A 17,170-nucleotide genomic window follows, 5' to 3' on the forward strand; every position below is an offset into this window, starting at 1 on the left:
GCTCGGACACCGTCGAGGCCTTCCGGTCGGGCAGCTTGGTCGCTTCCGATCTTGGAAGGCCTCGACCCGTTCCCGGCCTCAGCTCCCACGCGCGAGTCCCTCACACCCACCGCAGGTACGAAGAGCCCGTATAGCTACGACGGTCTCAACCGACTCACACGCGCCAAGGAGACTGTCGGACTCAACGTCACCGCTTCGTGGTCCTACTGCTACGACCCCAACGGCAATCGCACGTACGACTCCACCTCCACTGCAGCCACCGTGCTGTGTCCTGGACAGCCGGACGGGCCAGCTCCGACGTACACCTACGACGCAACTGACGCCTTGATAGGACGCGCCGGCCAACCTGCCAATGCCTTCGCCTACGACGACAATGGCGCCGAAGTCCGCGCGGTCGGTTCCACCAGCCGCACCAACGGGACCTGGAGCCCGCGGGGCCAGCTGACCGGGCTCACCGCCAACGGCAACGCACACACGTACGCCTACGCAGGCGAGGGCAACAAGGAACGCCTCGGCTTTGACAACCGCGGATATCAGCACACTGCCGTGGGCCTCACCTCCCAGACCGGCATTGACGCAGCTACTATCATCCGCGAACCCAATGGCACGCCCGTGGCCCTCCGAACCAACGGGAATAGCTACTACTTCATCGCCGATCGCCAAGGCAGCACCATCGCCTTGGTTGCCGCTAACGGCAGCGTCGCCAACAGTTATTCGTACGAGCCATTTGGGGCCGAGCGCGGCCTGGTTGAATCGGTGAACAATCCCTTCAGGTACATCGGGGGGAGTTTTGCCGAAGACACCGGCTTGTATCACCTCGAAGCGCGATACTACGACCCCGCCCTAGGGCGCTTCACGCAACCCGATCCGAGCGGACAAGAGGCCAACGCGTACGTTTACTCGGAAAACGACCCCTGCAACGCTTCTGACGGCACAGGGCTCAAGACGCACCGAGTCACTGTGAAATGTCAAGTTGTCCACTATGTGAGAGGAACGGTGACTGGTTATGTCTTCGGCTTTGGTAAAGGGAACACGCGCGAGAAGGCGGTGAAGGCTGCCCAAAAAGACGCGAACAGGCACGTCCCGAAGGGTCACTACAAGCGACACTGTCACGTCGTTCCGAAGGGGGGGCTCATTACAATAGGAAAGGGTGGGAGTACGTACGGGGACTGGGTTTGAAAATCCTGGATCAAGGCAAGACTCTGCCACGAAAGGGTTGGCCACCATGGGCAGTGAGCAGATCGAACGAATGCTCTCTTTCATCCAGGCGAAGGTGTATGAGGATGGATACTTGGCTGCTCAAGTCGATCCGCCTTATCTCGATGCTGACGACATGAGGGCTGCGACTAGCAATAGGCTCGATTCATTGGTGGCCGACCATATTGAGCGCTGGAGCCCCATGAGGGTCATGAAGCAGTCAGCCCTCTTGAACGAAGTGGTCGATCTGTTGCGCCGAGGCGTCGGAGACGACCCAGCATCCGAGCACGCTGACGCGCTGTATCTGGGTGTGATCACGCGACTCGCCGAGTTGTACGACGAGACGCCCGACTATGATGCGCGTTGGGCCGCGGTGCTTCCTGATCCAGATAACTCGTCTGAAGTCGTCATTGTGCGCACAATGTCGAGCCATGGTGGGCGATCTGGGCCTGATGCGGAAACAGGCGACTGGAAACCCCCAGCGATTGAGCCACCAAACTTCACAATGGGGGATTATGTCTCTATTACGGAGAGTCGCGGTCTACGATGGTCCGGTGTCGTAGTGGGCATTTACTCACACCATATTGCTGTGCGCTCGAACAAAGTTGGTCGTGATGCGCGGCCCAAGGGCAACCGTAAACGGTTCTGACCAGTGCTACATATACGTTCAGCTGTTGTCAGTCATCACAAGCCCGTCGCAGCCAACGCTCCAACTGGCTCTGAGCTCTGTATTCACGCTAGCCAGCGCGCAAAGGCCTTAAGATCAGACCCCAGGATCGAGTGGTACAAGCCGCGACAAGGCCAGTTGGGAATCGGCCCGCTGACGCGGCCAACTCTCGAACCGAAGGAAATGCTGCAGCCTCGGTTGACGGCGGTTAGGACTGATCATGCCGCCATTGCGGCTTCAGTGGTGAAGGCGAGTTCGTACTCGACGTGGGGGGCTTGCCGAGGGCGCCCAGGCGCCATCGGCGGTTGTAGGTGTGTCAGATCCAGAACACGATCGTGGCGTGGAGTTCGTCGCGGGTGCGCCAGCGGCGGCGTTCCAGGACGTTCTTCTGCCGCAGTGCGCGCCAGGAATCCATGGCGGCGTTATCCGCCCGCGGAGGCGACGCGGCCCATCGACCCCAGGAGCCTGGCGGCGGTGAGCACGGCCTGGATCGTGCTCGAAACTGCATCCGTGGTCGCTGGGCACCACCACGACCCCGCCCGGACGCCGGACGGCCACGGCGGTGCGTAGTGCGGTGACGGCGAGCTGGGCGGTCATCCGCTCATCGATGGCGTAGTCGACGATGCGCTTGCTGAACACGTCTTTGATCGCGCAGCAGTAGAGCTTGCTCCCGGCGGTCGGCTGCTCGGTGATGTCGGTCAGCTAGACCCGGTGAGGGGCGGCCGCAGTGAAGTTCCGCTGCACGTGGTCGTCGTGCACGCCGGGCCTGGGCTCTTGCCGCACCTCGCCGCCCCTTGGGCACGGTGGTCGATCAGAGTTTCTGTTGCGAGCACAGTCGCCAGATGCGCGGTTCGCCTACGACATGGCCGGCACGATCCAGCTCGTCGGTCAGCAGTCGGTAGCCGAACTCCGGGTCATCGGTGTTTGCGTCGACGAGGGCGTTGGTGAGGTAGGCGTCCGCAAGATCGGGTTGGCGCACCGGAGCAGACAGCCAGGCGTCGCCGCGGCCCGGCTCAAAAACTCGTTTCCCATCTCCAGCCGGCGCTTCTCCCGGCACAGCTGGACGAGCTTGTTCTGCTCGGCGCTGGTCCGGCCATCGACGACGCCGTCTTCGATGTCGGCCTGGCGCACCCAGCGGCGCACCGACTCGACCGAGATGTCGAAGTTAGCAGCCACCTCTGTCTGGCTCAGATCACCGCGACGGGCCACGCGGACGACGTCTCGCTTGAACACCGGCGGAACTTCTTGAGCACAGCGACATCCTTGCCACGGGACAAAATCCCGCAGAACGAGTGTCAACTGAAGTCGCAGCATTCCCGCCTGTACCTACGACGACGAAGACGAATGAATGCCGTCGACAACGAAGGGGACCACGACATCTCATCAGCGGGCCCCCAGCCTCCTAACGTGATGCGGGAACCCGACCTCTAGGCCAGGCCGCCCTTCTTCGAAAGGGCCGCCTATGTCTGCATCGATGCCCCGGGTCACTTTCTTTCCGCCGTATCGGCGCCCCCAAGAAGACAGGAATAAGAGAAGAAAGCTTTTGACCGCCAGCATGCGTTCGCGGGCCGTGGCGGTGGCGTTGTGGCCAGCGACAGTTCTACAGGATCAGCGCACGTACGCCCCCGCAAACGACGAACGCCGCCGGACCCAGGGGCCCGGCGGCGTTCGCCTTGCTGATGTTCCGACTTCGTACTTCTGGTCGGGGTGACAGGATTTGAACCTGCGGCCTCGTCGTCCCGAACGACGCGCGCTACCAAGCTGCGCCACACCCCGAGGTGCGCCCGGCCAGTCTAGCGCCCTTGGTCACGGCTCCTCCCGGCGGGTTCAGGCCGCCCGTGCGGTGAGCGTCAGCAGGGTGGCCTCGGGCGGGCAGGCGAACCGCGCCGGCGCGTACGGGCTGGTGCCCAGGCCGGCCGAGACGTGCAGCCAGGTGCCGTTCGGGTGCTCCGGCGACGGCTCCGCCCAGCGGTGCAGCCAGCGCACCCGGTCGCGGTCGATGCCGCAGTTGGTCACCAGCGCGCCGTGGAAGGGCACCCGCAGCTGCCCGCCGTGGGTGTGCCCGCAGAGCAGCAGGTCGTAGCCGTCGGCGGCGAACCGGTCGAGCACCCGCGGCTCGGGGGAGTGCGCCAGGCCCAGCCGCAGGTCCGCGGCGGGGTCGGCCGGCCCGGCGACGACGTCGTACCGGTCCCGCTTCAGGTGCGAGTCGTCGACGCCGGCGAACACGATGCGGCGTCCGTCGACGACCAGCTCGCCCGCGGCGTTGGTGAGGTCCAGCCAGCCGCGGTCGAGCATCCCGTCGCGCAGGTCCCGCCAGGGCAGCTCGTCGCCGTGCACCCGCTTGTGGCCGGGGAAGAAGTACTTAAGCGGGTTCTTCGGCCGCGGCGCGTAGTAGTCGTTGCTGGCCAGCACGAACGCACCGGGCCGCTCCATGAGCGGCCCCAGCGCCTTGAGCGTCGGCGGGACGGCGTCGAAGCCGGCCAGGTTGTCGCCGGTGTTGATGACCAGGTCCGGCTCCAGCGCGGCGAGCCCGGCCACCCACTCCTGCTTCGACCGCTGGCCGGCGGTCATGTGCAGGTCGGACAGGTGCAGGACGGTCAGCGGCGGGGAGCCGGGGGCCAGGACGGGGACGTCGAACCGGCGGAGCGTCCAGCGGGTGCGCTCGTACAGGCTCGCGTAGGCGAGCATGCCGGCGCCCGTCGCGGAGACGGCGGCAGGGACGGTGTACCAGCGCACACCGGGAGCCTACGGGCGCGGGCCCGGACGGCGTCGTGCCAGGCTGGGACCGTGTCGGACTTGAAGAAGCAGCTGCGCGACGACCTGACCACCGCCATGAAGGCCCGCGACGAGCTGCGCACCGCGACGTTGCGCATGGTCCTCACCGCGGTCAGCGCCGAGGAGGTCTCGGGCAAGGAGTCCCGGGAGCTGTCCGACGACGAGGTTCAGGCGGTGCTGCGCCGGGAGGCGAAGAAGCGCAGGGAGGCGGCCGAGGCCTTCGCCGGCGCCGGCCGTGCCGAGCAGGCGGAGCGGGAGCGCGCGGAGGGCTCGGTGCTCGCCGACTACCTGCCGGCCCAGCTGGAGGACGCCGACCTCGCCGCGATCGTCGCCGACGCGATCACCCGCACCGGTGCCGCCGGCATGAAGGACATGGGCAAGGTGATGGGTGCTGCCAACGGCGTCGTCGCCGGCCGGGCCGACGGCGCGCGGGTGGCCGCGGAGGTCCGGCGCCAGCTGGGCTGAGGCCCGCGCAGGCCCCTCGCTCAGCCGTCCGCGGGCGCCGGAGCGGGGGCGGGCGCCGGGGCGGGGGCGGGCGCCGGGCTCTCCTCGGTGGGCTGCTCGTCCGCCGGCTCCTCCTCGGCCGGCTGCTCCTCGGCCGGACGCTCGTCCTCGTCGTCCGTGTCGCGCTGCGGCCGGGTGGACTGGGGCCGCGGGGCCGGGCGCTCCGGGCCCATCAGCTTCGGGTCCGCGGGCGGGAACGCCGTGGTGGTCTTGCCCTCGAGGAACGGCGCCATGGCGGCCCGCCAGACGGTGGCCGGGATGTTGCCGCCGAAGCCGGGGACCGTCTCCTCGTCCGTGGGGTTGAACACCATGACGCTGGCGGAGTACTCGGGCAGGAAGCCGACGAAGGCGACCGACTGGTTCTCCTGGGCGGTGCCGGTCTTGCCGGCGATCGTCCGGCCCGGGATGGCCGCCCGGGTACCTGTGCCGGCCGACGTGGCGACGTCGCCGACGAGGATGGTGCTCAGCGTGTTGGCGATGTTCGCCGGGATGGACTCCGGGGTGCAGTTGTCGCCCGTGACCACCGGCTCTCCGTCGTCGCCGGTGAGCGGCTCGCCGTTGCGGTCGAGCACCTCGGTGACCGGCACCGGGGTGCACATGGTGCCCTCCGCCCCGAGCGTGGCGTAGGAGTTGGCCAGCTCCAGCGGGCTGGTGGCCTGGGAACCGAGGGTGAAGCCGCCGAAGCCGGGAGGGGACCCGTCGATCATCTTCTCGGCGCTGTCCTGCGTGGGCCGGTCGAAGGTCATGCCCATGCGCTCGGCCATGCGCACCGGGCCCTCGACGCTGCCCAGCCTGTCGGTGAGGGCCACGAAGTAGGTGTTGGACGACCGGACCAGCGCGCCGACCATGTCGAGGGTGTCCGGGTAGTTGCCGACGTTCTCGACGCAGTACTTGCCGCGCTCGTTCGCGCCGTTGCGGTCGGCGGCGCCGCAGGCGGGGCCGAGGAAGATCCGCGAGGTGTAGCGGTCACCGGGGGTCGTGATCCTGGTGTTGGCCGGGATGCCCGCCTCGAGGGCGGCGGCCGCGGTGAACGTCTTGTACGTCGAGCCGGCACCCTTGCTCGCCGCGGTGTGGAGCACGTAGGACTCGCACTCGGGCGGCCCCTCGCAGCCGTACCGCCGGTTGATGCTCATCGCCAGCACGTTGCCGGTGCCCGGCTCGACGGCGGTGAACATGCCCGCCAGCGAGTCGCCCATCGGCACGGACTGCAGGACGGCCTGGTCACCGGAGCGCTGCAGGTCGGGCAGCAGCGTGGTCTGGATGGTCAGACCACCGTTCTTGACCTGGTCGTCAGTGAGGCCGAGGTCCTGCCGCAGGTGGTCGAGCGTGTAGGCGCAGAAGAAGCCGCCGAGCGAGGCGTCGATGCAGCCGTTGGCCGGGGGCAGACCGGGCGCGACCTCCACCGGCGTCGCCGAGATGTCGCGGTACTCCTGCTCGGTGATGTGCTCCAGGTCGAACATCCGCTTGAGCACCTGGTTGCGGCGCAGCTGGGCGTTCTCCGGGTTGTCGATCGGGTCGTCGTAGAACGGGCTCTGCACCAGGCCGGCCAGCATGGCGGCCTGCGGCAGGGTCAGATCGGCGGCGTTCACGCTGAAGTACCGCTGGGCAGCGGCCTGGATGCCGTAGGCGCCCTTCCCGAAGTAGACGATGTTCAGGTAGCGGGTGAGGATCTCGTCCTTATCGTAGGTCTCCTCGAGCGCGAGCGCCAGCCGGGCCTCCCGCAGCTTGCGCGCCGGCGTCTGCTCGGTGGCGGCGTCGCGGCCCTCGGAGGAGTCCGCCGTCTGCAGCAGGGTCTGCTTCACCAGCTGCTGGGTGAGGGTCGAGCCGCCCTCCTGGACCGAGCCCGCGGCCAGGTTCTTCACCAGCGCGCGCATCGTGCCCTGGACGTCGAGGCCGTTGTGCTCGTAGAACCGCGAGTCCTCGATGTCGACCAGCGCCTGCTTCATCACGTCGGCGATCTGGTCGGAGGTCACCGGCGTGCGGTTCTTCTCGTACACGTTGGTGATCAGCGAGCCGTCGGCCGCGAGCACGCGCGTCATGCCGGCCGGCGTCGCGTCGGTGAGCTCCACCGGCAGCGCGTCCAGCAGGCTGGCGGAGTTGCGCGCGACGAGCCCGCCGCCGCCGACCCAGGGCAGCAGGAGACCGGCGAGCAGCACCCCGGCGACGACGATCGTCAGGGCGAGCTTGCCGATGATGCGGGAGCGGAGGCGCGCGGTCTCGGACATCGCTCCCCAATGTACGGCGGGCGCTGCCCCTCCGGCCCTGGTCAGCCGCGGCGCGCGGGGAGGATGCGCGTGCGCGGTGTGCCGGTCGGCGTGTCCGCGTCGTCGCCGGTCAGCTCGGCGGCCATGGTGCGCAGGCCGTCGAGGTCGTGGACGTCGCCGGCGGCCGCGGGCACGGTGCGGACCGCCACCTCCGGGTGGGCGCTGGTGAAGCGGTCGGCGAGGTGCTGCTCGCGCGCGGCCAGGGTCATCCGCTCGGCGTGCACCCGCAGCGCGGCGGCGGCGAGGTCGGCGTCCGGACCGCCGGCCTCCAGCACCGCCTCGGCGGCCGCGGCCGCCCGGGTGGCCGACAGCGCCGACGTCGCCGGCGGGTGGGTGCGGTTCACGACCAGGCCGGCCAGCGGCATGGTGTCGGCCGAGAGCCGGTCCACGAAGTAGGAGGCCTCGCGCAGCGCGTCGGGCTCGGGCGAGGCGACGACGACGAACGAGGTGCCCGGCCGGCGGAGCAGCTCGTAGGTGGCGGTGGCCCGCTCGCGGAAGCCGCCGAACATGGTGTCCAGCGCCGCCACGAACGCGGAGATGTCGCGCAGCAGCTGGCCGCCCAGGATCTTCGAGACGATCCGGCTGAACAGCAGGAAGCCCGCGCTGGCGAACTTGAAGCCCGCCCGGCTCGGCGCCATGAGCAGCCGGATCATCGTGCCGTCGAGGAAGCGGCTCATCCGGTTGGGGGCGTCCAGGAAGTCCAGCGCCGACCGCGACGGCGGGGTGTCGACGACGATCAGGTCCCACTGCTCGGTGGCCCGCAGCTGGCCCAGCTTCTCCATCGCCATGTACTCCTGCGTCCCGGAGAACGAGGAGCTCAGCGCCTGGTAGAAGGGGTTGTCCAGGATCTGCTGGGCCCGCTCGGGCGTGGAATGCGCGGCGACGACGTCGTCGAACGTCCGCTTCATGTCCAGCATCATCGCGTGCAGCTCGCCCGCGGCCCCCGGGACCTCGACCCGCCGCGGCTCGTTGTCCAGCTCGGTCAGGCCGAGGGACTGGGCCAGCCGGCGGGCCGGGTCGATGGTGAGGACGACGACGCTGCGCCCGGCCTCCGCGGCGGCCAGCGCCAGTGCGGCCGACGTCGTCGTCTTGCCCACGCCGCCGGCGCCGCAGCACACCACGATCCGGGTCGCCGGGTCGGTGATCAGCGAGCCGAGGTCCAGCGCGGGCGCCTGGGGGCGCGCGCGGCCGGGGTGGGCGGTCTCGTCCTCGGGCACCGGTGCGGCGCTCACGCGGCCACCTCCGTCCGCAGGTGCTCGTCCAGCCGGTCGGCCAGCTCGAACAGCGCACCGAGGTCCATCGGGCCGGTGAGCAGCGGCAGCTCCACGGTCGGCAGGCCGAGCGCCTCGACGTCGTCGCGCAGTGCGTCCTGCGCGCTCCACCGCCGGGCGTGCTCGACGGTCTGGGCGGCCAGCGCCTCGGCGACCGCGTCGTCGGCGGGCAGGTGCGCCGCGGCCAGGGCGGGCGCGAGGTCCGCCCCGGTGAGGCCGGAGTCGACGGCCCGGGCCAGGTCGTCGGCCGGGAGCACCGGGTCGGTGGCCAGGTTCACGATGACCGAGCCGAGCGGGAGGCCCACCTTGCGCAGCTCGTCGATCGCGTCGGCGGTCTCCTGCACGGGCATGTCCTCCAGGATCGTGACCAGGTGCACCGCGGTCTGCGGCGACCGCAGCACCGCCATGACGCCGTCGCTCTGCGTCTTGATGGGGCCCGAGCGCGCCAGCTGGCCCATCTCGTTGGTGACGTTGAGGAAGCGGGTGATCCGGCCGGTGGGCGGGGCGTCGACGACGACGGCGTCGTAGACGTGCTTCCCGTCATGGCGGCGGGTGACCGCCTCCTTCACCTTCCCTGTGATCAGGACGTCGCGGAGCCCCGGCGCGATCGCCGTGGCGAAGTCGATGGCGCCCATCTTGCGCAGCGCCCGGCCGGCCCGGCGCAGGTTGTAGAACATGTCGAGGTAGTCCAGCAGCGCCTCCTCGACGTCGATGGCCAGCGCCTTGACCTCGCCGCCGCCGCGCGCCACCGCGACCCGGCGCTCCTCGTAGGGCAGCGGCGGGGTGTCGAACAGCTGCGCGATGCCCTGCCGGCCCTCGGTCTCGACGAGCAGCACCGAGCGCCCGTCGGCGGCCAGTGCGAGGGCGAGGGCGGCGGCCACCGTCGTCTTCCCGGTGCCGCCCTTGCCGGAGACGACGTGCAGCCGTGCGGACGTCGGGAGGGTGCTCACTCCTCCAGCCTATGAGAAGGACCCCGTGCCCCCCACTCCTCGCAGGCTCGGAGCGGGCCCCTGCACGGGGCCGCTCGGCGAGAACATAGCTGCGCTAGCGTCGCGCGCATGACCGAATCGGCGCGCCAGCGGTGGGAGTACGCCACCATCCCGCTGCTCATCCACAACACCAAGGCGATCCTCGACTCCTGGGGCGTGGACGGCTGGGAGCTGGTGACCGTCCTGCCGGGCCCCAGCGGGTCCGACCAGCTCGTGGCCTACCTCAAGCGCCCGGCGTGACGGCGGCGGCTCCCGGCTGGCACGCGCGGCTGGCCGAGCTCGGCATCCGGCTGCCCCCGGTGGCCGCACCGGTCGCCGCCTACGTCCCCGCCGTGCGCACCGGCTCGCTGGTCTTCACCTCCGGCCAGCTGCCGTTCGTCGACGGCGGCCTGCGCCGCACCGGCAAGGTCGGCGGCTCGGTGGACGTCGAGGCCGCGGCGGCCGACGCCAAGGTGTGCGCCCTTAACGGCCTGGCCGCGATCGACGACCTGGTCGGCCTGGACGAGGTGGCGCGCGTGGTCCGCGTCGTCGGCTACGTGGCCAGCGCCGAGGGGTTCACCAGCCAGCCCCGCGTGGTCAACGGCGCCAGCGAGCTGCTCGCCAAGATCTTCGGCGACGCCGGCCGGCACGCCCGCAGCGCGATCGGCGTCGCCGAGCTGCCGCTGGGCTCCCCGGTGGAGGTCGAGCTCACCGTGGAGCTCCGGTGACCGACGGGATCCGCGACGCGGCGACCGTCCTCGTCGTCCGCGACGGGGCGCCCGGCCTCGAGGTGTACCTGCTGCGCCGCACCACGGGGATGCCGTTCGCCGGCGGGATGACCGCCTACCCGGGCGGCGGGGTGGACGAGCGGGACGCCGACACCGAGATCGGCTGGGCCGGCCCGTCGCCGGCGGAGTGGGCGGCCGCCTTCGGCTGCGACGAGCGGCTGGCGCGCGAGCTGGTCTGCGCCGCGGTCCGGGAGACCTTCGAGGAGGCCGGCGTGCTGCTCGCCGGGCCCGCGGAGGGCGCCGTCGTCCCGGACGTCTCGGGCGACGACTGGGAGGAGCAGCGCCAGGCGCTGCTCAGCCGCGACCTGTCGCTGACCGAGCTACTCGCCGGCCGCGGGCTGGTGCTGCGGTCGGACCTGCTGCGGCCCTTCGCGCACTGGATCACCCCGCCGATGGAGTCCCGCCGCTACGACACCAAGTTCTTCGTCGCGGCGCTGCCGGCCGGGCAGGAGGCGCGCGACGTCTCCGGCGAGGCGGACGAGGCCGCGTGGCTGGCGCCCGCCGCCGCGCTGGCCGAGCACCACGCCGGCACCCGGCCGATGCTGCCGCCGACGTCGCACACCCTGGCCCAGCTGGGCCGCTTCGCCGACGTCGCCGCCGCGCTGGCCGGTTCCCCGCCGGACCCGCTGGAGCCGATCATGCCGGGGTTCGAGGACACGGCCGAGGGCCGGTTCGCCGTCCTCCCCAACGGGGACCGCGTCCCTCTGGTCGCGCCCACGAGGCAGTGAACGCGAGAGGCCCAGGACCGCATCGGTCCTGGGCCTCTGACGTTCAGCGTTCGGTCACCTCGCGCGGCGGCGGAGGCGGTCCTCGTCGAGGACGACGACCGACTTGCCCTGAAGCTGGATCCAGCCGCGGTGCACGAAGTCGGCCAGCGCCTTGTTCACTGTCTCGCGGGAGGCGCCCACCAGCTGGGCCAGCTCCTCCTGCGTCAGGTCGTGCTTGACGCGCAGGCCGTCGCTCTCGCGGTTGCCGAAGCGGTCGGCCATCTGCAGCAGCGCCTTGGCCACCCGGCCGGGGACGTCGGTGAAGATCAGGTCGGCGACCGAGTCGTTGGTGCGGCGCAGGCGGCGGGCCAGCACGCGCAGCAGCTGCTCGCCGATCTCCGGGTGCGCCTCGATCCACGGGCGCAGCACCGACTGCGGCATGCGGGCGAGCCGGACGTCGGTGACCGCGGTCGCCGTCGCCGTCCGCGGGCCCGGGTCGAACACCGACAGCTCGCCGAACTGGTCGGAGGGGCCCATGACGGCCAGCACGTTCTCGCGGCCGTCCGGGGCGCGGCGGGACAGCTTGATCTTGCCGGTCATCACGATGTAGAGGCTGTCGCCGGGCTCGCCCTCGTTGAAGACGACGCGACCGCGGGGGAGCGTGACGATCTCGAGGCGGCTGAGGACGGGGTCCACCGCGTCTTCCGAGAGCCCCTGGAAGAGCCCCGACTGGGCCAGCACCTCGTCCACTGCACGTCCTTTCCCACTGCCGATGACGGGACGCAGAGCTCCCGTGTCCGCAGCGAGTCTAGGGGGCTGTGCGCCGGGTCACCCGCTCGGTGGGCGAGACGTCCCTCCTCCGGGCTAGTGCGTCCTCGCTCACAGCTGCGGACTAGACCATCGGAGGATTGGTGGTGCGCCTCCGGCGACGGCGCCGCCGCCAGCGGAACAGCGCCCGCCGGATGCCGGAGTTCGCCAGCGTGTCGACCTCGTCCGCGGTGGCCGTCTCCAGGAACTCGCCGACCTCGCGGGGGCTGGCGGGACGGCGCAGCGGCTCCTCGACGCGCTCCATGACCAGCAGGAACGCGATCAGCAGCGGCGGGAAGAGGATGACGCTCAGCGCGACCACGCGACCTCCTCCGCTGTGCTGCCACCCGACGTGGGAACTCCCGGCGGAGCCCGACCGCCCTCGATGATGGCACGGACGCTCGCTGTCAGCCGGGCCGCCTACGCTCGGTCGCGTGTCCGCCCCTGCTCCGACGCCGGCCTACGCGCGCCCCGTCCCGGTCCGCCGGCCCACCGTGGCCGCCCGCACGGGGGCGTCCCCGTTCGACCCGGGCGAGAGCTCGCTTGCCCGCACCCGCCGGGCCCGGCGGATGGCCCGCGAGCTGGCGGTCATCCACCCCGACGCGCACTGCGAGCTGGACTTCACCAACGCCTTCGAGCTGCTGGTGGCCACCGTCCTCTCGGCGCAGACCACCGACAAGATGGTCAACAAGGTGACGCCGACGCTGTTCGCCAAATACCCCGACGCGGTGGCGCTGGCCGGCGCCGACCGCGAGGAGCTGGAGGCGATCCTCAAGCCGACCGGCTTCTTCCGGGCCAAGGCGAACTCGGTGCTGGGCCTCAGCCAGGCGCTGGTCGAGCGGTTCGACGGCGAGGTGCCGCCGCGGATGGCCGATCTCGTGACCCTGCCCGGAGTGGGCCGCAAGACCGCCAACGTCGTCCTGGGCAACGCGTTCGGCGTGCCCGGGCTGACCGTCGACACGCACTTCGGCCGGCTGGTCCGCCGCTTCGGCTGGACTGAGGAGGAGGACCCGGTCAAGGTCGAGGCGCAGGTCGCGGAGCTGATCCCGAAGAAGGAGTGGACCGACTTCTCCCACCGGGTGATCTTCCACGGGCGCCGGGTGTGCCACGCCAAGAAGGCCGCGTGCGGCGCGTGCGGGCTGGCCAAGTGGTGTCCCTCCTACGGGATCGGCCCGGTCGACCCGGAGGCCGCGGCGAAGCTCGTGAAGACCCCCGCCGCCTCGGACACCGAGTGATGCGGCGTGCGGCGCTCGCCGCCGTGGCGCTGCTCGCCCTGGCGGGGTGCACCGGCGACGCCGAGGAGCCCGAGCTCCGGTCCGCGCCGCAGGAGAGCGTGCTCGTGCCGTGCCCGGACCAGGCCGACACCCCGGCGCAAGGTGGGCAGCTGATGCCCACCCTCTCCCTCGACTGCCCGGCCGGCGGCACGCTCGACCTGGGACGGGCGCCCGGTGTGCCCACCCTGGTGAACCTCTGGGCGACCTGGTGCGCGCCCTGCCGCGAGGAGCTCCCCGTGCTGCAGGACTTCGCCGAGGAGGCGGGGGACCGGGTGCGGGTCGTCGGCGTGATCAGCAAGGACGGCCGGCCGCAGGCGGAGTCCTTCGCCGAGGAGATCGGCGTCGGGTTCCCCAGCGCGTTCGACGGCGAGGGGGAGCTGATGGGCGAGCTCGGCCTCAACGTGCTGCCCTTCACCTACTTCCTGGACGCCGACGGCGGGTTGGTGCACACGCAGGTGGGCGACGTCGGCTCCGCCGAGGAGCTGCGCGGCCTGGTCGCCGAGCACCTGGGGGTGCAGCTGTGACCGCCCGGGCCGGCGACATGCACACCGACGGGATCCCGGAGTACCTCGGGCGGTTGCTGGACCAGGCCGACGACCTGCCGCTGGCGCGCCGGATGCCGCAGCCGTCGGCCACCGCCCGCCGGTCGGCGGTGCTGATCCTCTTCGGCGAGGGCCCGGACGGGCCGGACCTGCTGTTCATCGAGAAGTCGGCGCACCTGCGCAGCCACGCCGGCCAGCCCGCCTTCCCCGGCGGCGGGGTGGAGAGCGGGGACGACTTCCCGGTCGGCACCGCCCTGCGGGAGGCGCAGGAGGAGGCCGGCGTCGACCCCGAGGGCGTCCGGGTCCTGGCCACCCTGCAGGAGCTGTACCTGCCGCCGTCCAACCGCCTCGTGGTGCCGGTCGTCGGCTGGTGGGACGACCCGCGCGACGTCAGCGTGGGCGATCCGCACGAGGTGGCCCGCGTCGCCCGGGTGCCGCTGACCGAGCTGGTCGACCCGGCGAACCGCTATCGGCTGCGCCACCCCTCCGGCTACATCGGCCCGGCCTTCGCGGTCGCCGACATGGAGATCTGGGGCTTCACCGCCGGCCTGGTCGACGCGATCCTCGAGGCGGCTGGCCTGGCCCGGCCGTGGGACACCACCGACGTCCGTTCCCTCGGGGAGTCGCAGCGCAGCCCGTACACGCTCCCGGGCAGCGGGGACGACGACCCGGCCGGGGACGCCGCCGCGCCGACGGTGGCCGATCCCGCACCGGACGGGCCGGCGACGCGTACGGTTCGGCCCCGATGAACGGGCGGGGACGGCGGCGGATGGCGGCCCTGGGCGCCGCGGCGGTGGTCGTGCTGTCCGGGTGCAGTGGCGACGAGAGCTCGGGCGGCGGGGACACGTCGTCGTCGGCGTCCTCCGACCTGGGCGCCGTGACGGTCGCGGAGGACGGGGTCCAGGAGGTCACCCTCCAGACCCAGGACGACTACGTCTTCACGCCCGACCGCTTCACCGTCGCACCGGGGAAGGTGCGGCTCACGGTCGTGAACGTCGCCGAGCAGATGACGCACAACCTCAAGTTCGACGAGGGCGAGGGCCCCGAGCCGATCGAGACCGGCATCGACTTCCTGGCCCCCGGCCAGGAGATGACCATCGACTTCGACGTCACCGTGCCGGGCGACCACCCGTTCACGTGCACCTTCCACACCCAGCTCGGCCAGGTGGGCACCATGACGGTGAGCCAGGAGGGCTGACCGTGTCACTCGTCGACGTCGTGCTGATCGTGCTGGCGCTGGCCTTCGCGCTGTCGGGGTTCCGGCAGGGCCTGCTGGTGTCGGCCACCTCGATCGCCGGCTTCCTCGGGGGTGCGGTGCTCGGCGCCCAGCTGTCCGGGCCGGTCGCCGAGCGGATCGACGGCTCCAGCGTCACCCGGGTGTTCGCCGCCCTCGTGGTCGTGCTGGCCGGCGCGCTGCTCGGGCAGATCCTGGCCGGGGCGATCGGCCGGGCCGTGCGGCGCAAGGTCACCTGGGAACCGGCGAAGATGCTCGACTCGGTGGCCGGCGCGGTCGTCTCTGCCGCCGCCGTGCTGCTGGTCGCCTGGATGGTCGCCTCGCCGCTGGCCACCTCGCCGTTCCCCGAGGTGGCGGGGCAGGTGCGGCAGTCGGCGCTCGTCCAGGCCGTCGACAACGCCGTCCCCTCGGGGGTGCGGTCGGTCTACGACAACCTCCGCCAGGCCATCGACCGCCGCGGCCTGCCCGACGTGCTCGACCCGCTCACCCCGACCGAGGTCCGGGACGTGCCGGCGCCCGACCCGGCGCTGGAGGGCACCCCGGTCGTCGGCCAGGTGCGCGGCTCGGTCGTCAAGATCACCGGCGTCGCGCCCTCGTGCTCGCGCCAGATCGACGGCTCGGGCTTCGTCTACGCCCGGGAGCGGGTGATGACCAACGCCCACGTGCTCGCCGGGGTCACCGAGCCCACGGTCCAGGCCGAGGGGGAGACGTACGAGGCCACGCCGGTGTACGTCGACGAATCCGTCGACGTCGCCGTCCTCGCCGTCCCGGACCTGCCGCAGGTCCCGCTGCTGTTCACCGAGGAGGGGGCCGTCGCCGGGGACGACGCGATCATCATGGGCTATCCCGGGGGCGGCGACTTCTTCGTGGGTGCCGCGCGGATCCGGGACCAGGGCGAGATCAGCGGCCCGAACTTCCGCAACACCGGCACCGTCGTCCGCGACGTGTACTCGCTGTTCGGCAGCGTGCGGGCCGGCAACTCCGGCGGTCCGCTGCTGGCGCCCGACGGGCAGGTGCTGGGCGTCGTGTTCGCCTCGGCCATCGACGACCCGAACACCGGCTACGCGCTCACCGGCCCGACGGTGAAGGAAGCGGCCACGGCCGGCGTGAACGCCGCGAACACCGTCGACACCGGCCCCTGCGAGTAGAAGGACCCCGCCGCCCCCCACACCTCGCTCCGCTCGGTGCGGGCCCCTGCAGCGGGGCCGGTCGCGTTGGTTGGTGAGCTGCCGCTGGTCAGGGCTTGGCCCAATGGGCGATGGCGGTGGTGATGCGGTCGGGGGCTTCTTCGGGGAGGAAGTGGCCGAGGGCGGGGAGCTCCTGCCACTCGTAGGTGCCGGCCACGTAGCGGCCCGATCCGAGGGCGGTGGCGGGCAGGACGCAGCTGTCCAGCCCGCCGTGCAGCTGCAGCGTCGGGGCCGAGATGGGGGCGGACATGCGCCGGGCGTACCGCAGGCCGTCCGGGCGCAGCTGGGAGCGTCCGGCCCAGCGGAAGTACTCCATCGAGCCGTAGGCGGCCTGCGGGATGCGGGCGGCGGCGCGGTAGCGGGCCACAGACTCGGCGAAGTCTGCGGTCCGGGTCCAGTCCGGTCCCGACCAGGTGCGGAGCAGCTCGGCCACCGGGTCGTCGTCGTCGCGGGTGAGCCGGCGCTCGGGCAGCCGCGGCAGCTGCGCGCCCAGGAAGTAGCGGAACGCCCGGCGCTGCGCGGCGTCGGCCATCCCCGCGCGCAGCCGTCGCGGGTGGGCCATCGAGAGGACGACGAGGCGGCGGACGCTGCGCGGGTGCAGCGCGGCCATGGTCCAGCCGACCAGCGCACCCCAGTCGTGCCCGACGACGACGGCGTCGCGCTCGCCCAGGGCCCGCACCAGCGCGGCGACGTCGGCCGCCGCGGTGGGCAGGTCGTAGCCGCGCGGGGGTTTGTCGCTGGCCCCGTAGCCGCGCAGGTCCGGCGCGACTGCCCGGAACCCGGCCTCGGCCAGGGCCGTCAGCTGGCTCCGCCAGGTCCACCAGAACTGCGGGAACCCGTGCAGCAGCAGCACGAGCGGGCCCTCGCCGGCCTCGGCGGCGTGCAGCCGGATGCCGTTGGCCGAGATGTCGCGGTGGGTCCACGGTCCGGGCAGCAGGACGCTGGTCGCGTCCGGCTGCCCGCCCGGAGGGACGGTCACCGGGGA

General features: G+C 71.6%; 19 protein-coding genes and 1 tRNA gene. 11 read left to right on the forward strand and 9 right to left on the reverse strand.

All coding sequences use genetic code 11. The features are described from left to right. Together DQ239_RS19475 and DQ239_RS20205 are read left to right on the forward strand one after the other, a co-directional pair. On the forward strand, positions 1 to 1,179 hold a 1,179-nt coding region (locus DQ239_RS19475; RefSeq protein ID WP_147252182.1), incomplete at its 5' end, for an RHS repeat-associated core domain-containing protein. 46 nt (positions 1,180 to 1,225) lie between these two features. Then, positions 1,226 to 1,846: a DUF6221 family protein gene (locus tag DQ239_RS20205; protein ID WP_147252183.1), complete on the forward strand. Its 621-nt coding sequence runs from the start codon at positions 1,226 to 1,228 to the stop codon at positions 1,844 to 1,846. A 906-nt stretch (positions 1,847 to 2,752) separates the two neighbouring features. Here the strand turns inward: DQ239_RS20205 and DQ239_RS19490 are convergent. From DQ239_RS19490 to DQ239_RS19500, 3 genes are all read right to left on the reverse strand, one after another. Beyond that, on the reverse strand, positions 2,753 to 3,097 hold the full coding sequence (locus DQ239_RS19490) for a helix-turn-helix domain-containing protein (protein WP_158544908.1): 345 nt from the start codon (positions 3,095 to 3,097) through the stop codon (positions 2,753 to 2,755). 466 nt (positions 3,098 to 3,563) lie between these two features. Further along, a tRNA-Pro gene (locus DQ239_RS19495) sits at positions 3,564 to 3,640 on the reverse strand. 51 nt (positions 3,641 to 3,691) lie between these two features. Further along, the gene (locus tag DQ239_RS19500) at positions 3,692 to 4,600 is read right to left on the reverse strand and encodes a metallophosphoesterase (RefSeq protein ID WP_113836084.1); all 909 of its coding nucleotides are present in this window, start codon (positions 4,598 to 4,600) and stop codon (positions 3,692 to 3,694) included. Positions 4,601 to 4,651: 51 nt separating this feature from the next. Between DQ239_RS19500 and DQ239_RS19505 the strand changes: the two genes are divergently transcribed. Then, positions 4,652 to 5,104 (forward strand): GatB/YqeY domain-containing protein, encoded by a 453-nt coding sequence (locus DQ239_RS19505; RefSeq protein ID WP_113836085.1) that lies wholly within the window; start codon positions 4,652 to 4,654, stop codon positions 5,102 to 5,104. A 20-nt stretch (positions 5,105 to 5,124) separates the two neighbouring features. Here the strand turns inward: DQ239_RS19505 and DQ239_RS19510 are convergent, their stop codons facing one another. From DQ239_RS19510 to DQ239_RS19520, 3 genes are read right to left on the reverse strand one after another with little or no spacing between them, the layout of a single operon-like run. Then, positions 5,125 to 7,368: a transglycosylase domain-containing protein gene (locus DQ239_RS19510; protein WP_113836086.1), complete on the reverse strand. Its 2,244-nt coding sequence runs from the start codon at positions 7,366 to 7,368 to the stop codon at positions 5,125 to 5,127. Positions 7,369 to 7,409: 41 nt separating this feature from the next. Beyond that, positions 7,410 to 8,639 (reverse strand): ArsA family ATPase, encoded by a 1,230-nt coding sequence (locus DQ239_RS19515; protein ID WP_233489510.1) that lies wholly within the window; start codon positions 8,637 to 8,639, stop codon positions 7,410 to 7,412. Further along, positions 8,636 to 9,628 (reverse strand): ArsA-related P-loop ATPase, encoded by a 993-nt coding sequence (locus DQ239_RS19520; protein WP_113836087.1) that lies wholly within the window; start codon positions 9,626 to 9,628, stop codon positions 8,636 to 8,638. Before DQ239_RS19520 ends, DQ239_RS19515 begins: the two co-directional genes overlap by 4 nt. A 108-nt stretch (positions 9,629 to 9,736) precedes the next feature. Between DQ239_RS19520 and DQ239_RS20735 the strand changes: the two genes are divergently transcribed. The 3 genes from DQ239_RS20735 to DQ239_RS19530 are packed head-to-tail and all read left to right on the forward strand — an operon-like array spanning position 9,737 to position 11,162. Then, positions 9,737 to 9,907 carry a hypothetical protein gene (locus tag DQ239_RS20735; RefSeq protein WP_091767663.1) on the forward strand — a complete coding sequence of 57 codons (171 nt, stop codon included), beginning with the start codon at positions 9,737 to 9,739 and terminating at the stop codon, positions 9,905 to 9,907. Next, positions 9,904 to 10,374, forward strand: coding sequence for a RidA family protein (locus DQ239_RS19525; RefSeq protein WP_113836088.1), 471 nt, complete (start codon positions 9,904 to 9,906; stop codon positions 10,372 to 10,374). The genes DQ239_RS20735 and DQ239_RS19525 overlap by 4 nt, the downstream gene beginning before the upstream one ends. Continuing rightward, the gene (locus DQ239_RS19530) at positions 10,371 to 11,162 is read left to right on the forward strand and encodes an NUDIX domain-containing protein (protein ID WP_113836089.1); all 792 of its coding nucleotides are present in this window, start codon (positions 10,371 to 10,373) and stop codon (positions 11,160 to 11,162) included. Before DQ239_RS19525 ends, DQ239_RS19530 begins: the two co-directional genes overlap by 4 nt. Positions 11,163 to 11,216: 54 nt before the next feature. Here DQ239_RS19530 and DQ239_RS19535 read toward each other — a convergent pair whose 3' ends face one another. Then, positions 11,217 to 11,891 (reverse strand): Crp/Fnr family transcriptional regulator, encoded by a 675-nt coding sequence (locus DQ239_RS19535; RefSeq protein ID WP_091767653.1) that lies wholly within the window; start codon positions 11,889 to 11,891, stop codon positions 11,217 to 11,219. Positions 11,892 to 12,033: 142 nt separating this feature from the next. Next, on the reverse strand, positions 12,034 to 12,270 hold the full coding sequence (locus DQ239_RS19540; protein ID WP_113836090.1) for a hypothetical protein: 237 nt from the start codon (positions 12,268 to 12,270) through the stop codon (positions 12,034 to 12,036). Between the two features lie 112 nt (positions 12,271 to 12,382). Here DQ239_RS19540 and nth point away from each other — a divergent pair, with 112 nt between their 5' ends. Genes nth through DQ239_RS19565 form a run of 5 tightly spaced genes read left to right on the forward strand, consistent with a single transcriptional unit; the run spans position 12,383 to position 16,146 of the window. Beyond that, complete coding sequence (gene nth, locus DQ239_RS19545) at positions 12,383 to 13,183, forward strand: endonuclease III (protein ID WP_113836091.1); 801 nt, start codon at positions 12,383 to 12,385, stop codon at positions 13,181 to 13,183. Continuing rightward, on the forward strand, positions 13,183 to 13,746 hold the full coding sequence (locus DQ239_RS19550; RefSeq protein ID WP_113836092.1) for a TlpA disulfide reductase family protein: 564 nt from the start codon (positions 13,183 to 13,185) through the stop codon (positions 13,744 to 13,746). The genes nth and DQ239_RS19550 overlap by 1 nt, the downstream gene beginning before the upstream one ends. Next, a complete protein-coding gene (locus DQ239_RS19555; RefSeq protein ID WP_233489511.1) occupies positions 13,743 to 14,513 on the forward strand; it encodes a CoA pyrophosphatase in 771 nt (256 codons plus the stop codon). Before DQ239_RS19550 ends, DQ239_RS19555 begins: the two co-directional genes overlap by 4 nt. Next, the gene (locus DQ239_RS19560) at positions 14,510 to 14,962 is read left to right on the forward strand and encodes a plastocyanin/azurin family copper-binding protein (protein ID WP_113836093.1); all 453 of its coding nucleotides are present in this window, start codon (positions 14,510 to 14,512) and stop codon (positions 14,960 to 14,962) included. Before DQ239_RS19555 ends, DQ239_RS19560 begins: the two co-directional genes overlap by 4 nt. A gap of 2 nt (positions 14,963 to 14,964) precedes the next feature. Beyond that, complete coding sequence (locus DQ239_RS19565) at positions 14,965 to 16,146, forward strand: MarP family serine protease (protein ID WP_113836094.1); 1,182 nt, start codon at positions 14,965 to 14,967, stop codon at positions 16,144 to 16,146. An 88-nt stretch (positions 16,147 to 16,234) separates the two neighbouring features. Here DQ239_RS19565 and DQ239_RS19570 read toward each other — a convergent pair whose 3' ends face one another. Then, positions 16,235 to 17,164 carry an alpha/beta hydrolase gene (locus tag DQ239_RS19570; RefSeq protein WP_113836095.1) on the reverse strand — a complete coding sequence of 310 codons (930 nt, stop codon included), beginning with the start codon at positions 17,162 to 17,164 and terminating at the stop codon, positions 16,235 to 16,237. Between the last annotated feature and the right edge of the window lie 6 nt (positions 17,165 to 17,170).

This window comes from Blastococcus sp. TF02-09 (genome assembly GCF_003319105.1).
In the GTDB taxonomy this organism is placed as follows: domain Bacteria; phylum Actinomycetota; class Actinomycetes; order Mycobacteriales; family Geodermatophilaceae; genus Blastococcus.

Coding starts and splice junctions, on each gene's coding strand:
- DQ239_RS20205 (WP_147252183.1), top strand. CDS start 1,226: ATGGGCAGTGAGCAGATCGAACGAATGCTCTCTTTCATCCAGGCGAAG.
- DQ239_RS19510 (WP_113836086.1), bottom strand. CDS start 7,368: ATGTCCGAGACCGCGCGCCTCCGCTCCCGCATCATCGGCAAGCTCGCC.
- DQ239_RS20735 (WP_091767663.1), top strand. CDS start 9,737: ATGACCGAATCGGCGCGCCAGCGGTGGGAGTACGCCACCATCCCGCTG.
- DQ239_RS19550 (WP_113836092.1), top strand. CDS start 13,183: ATGCGGCGTGCGGCGCTCGCCGCCGTGGCGCTGCTCGCCCTGGCGGGG.
- DQ239_RS19560 (WP_113836093.1), top strand. CDS start 14,510: ATGAACGGGCGGGGACGGCGGCGGATGGCGGCCCTGGGCGCCGCGGCG.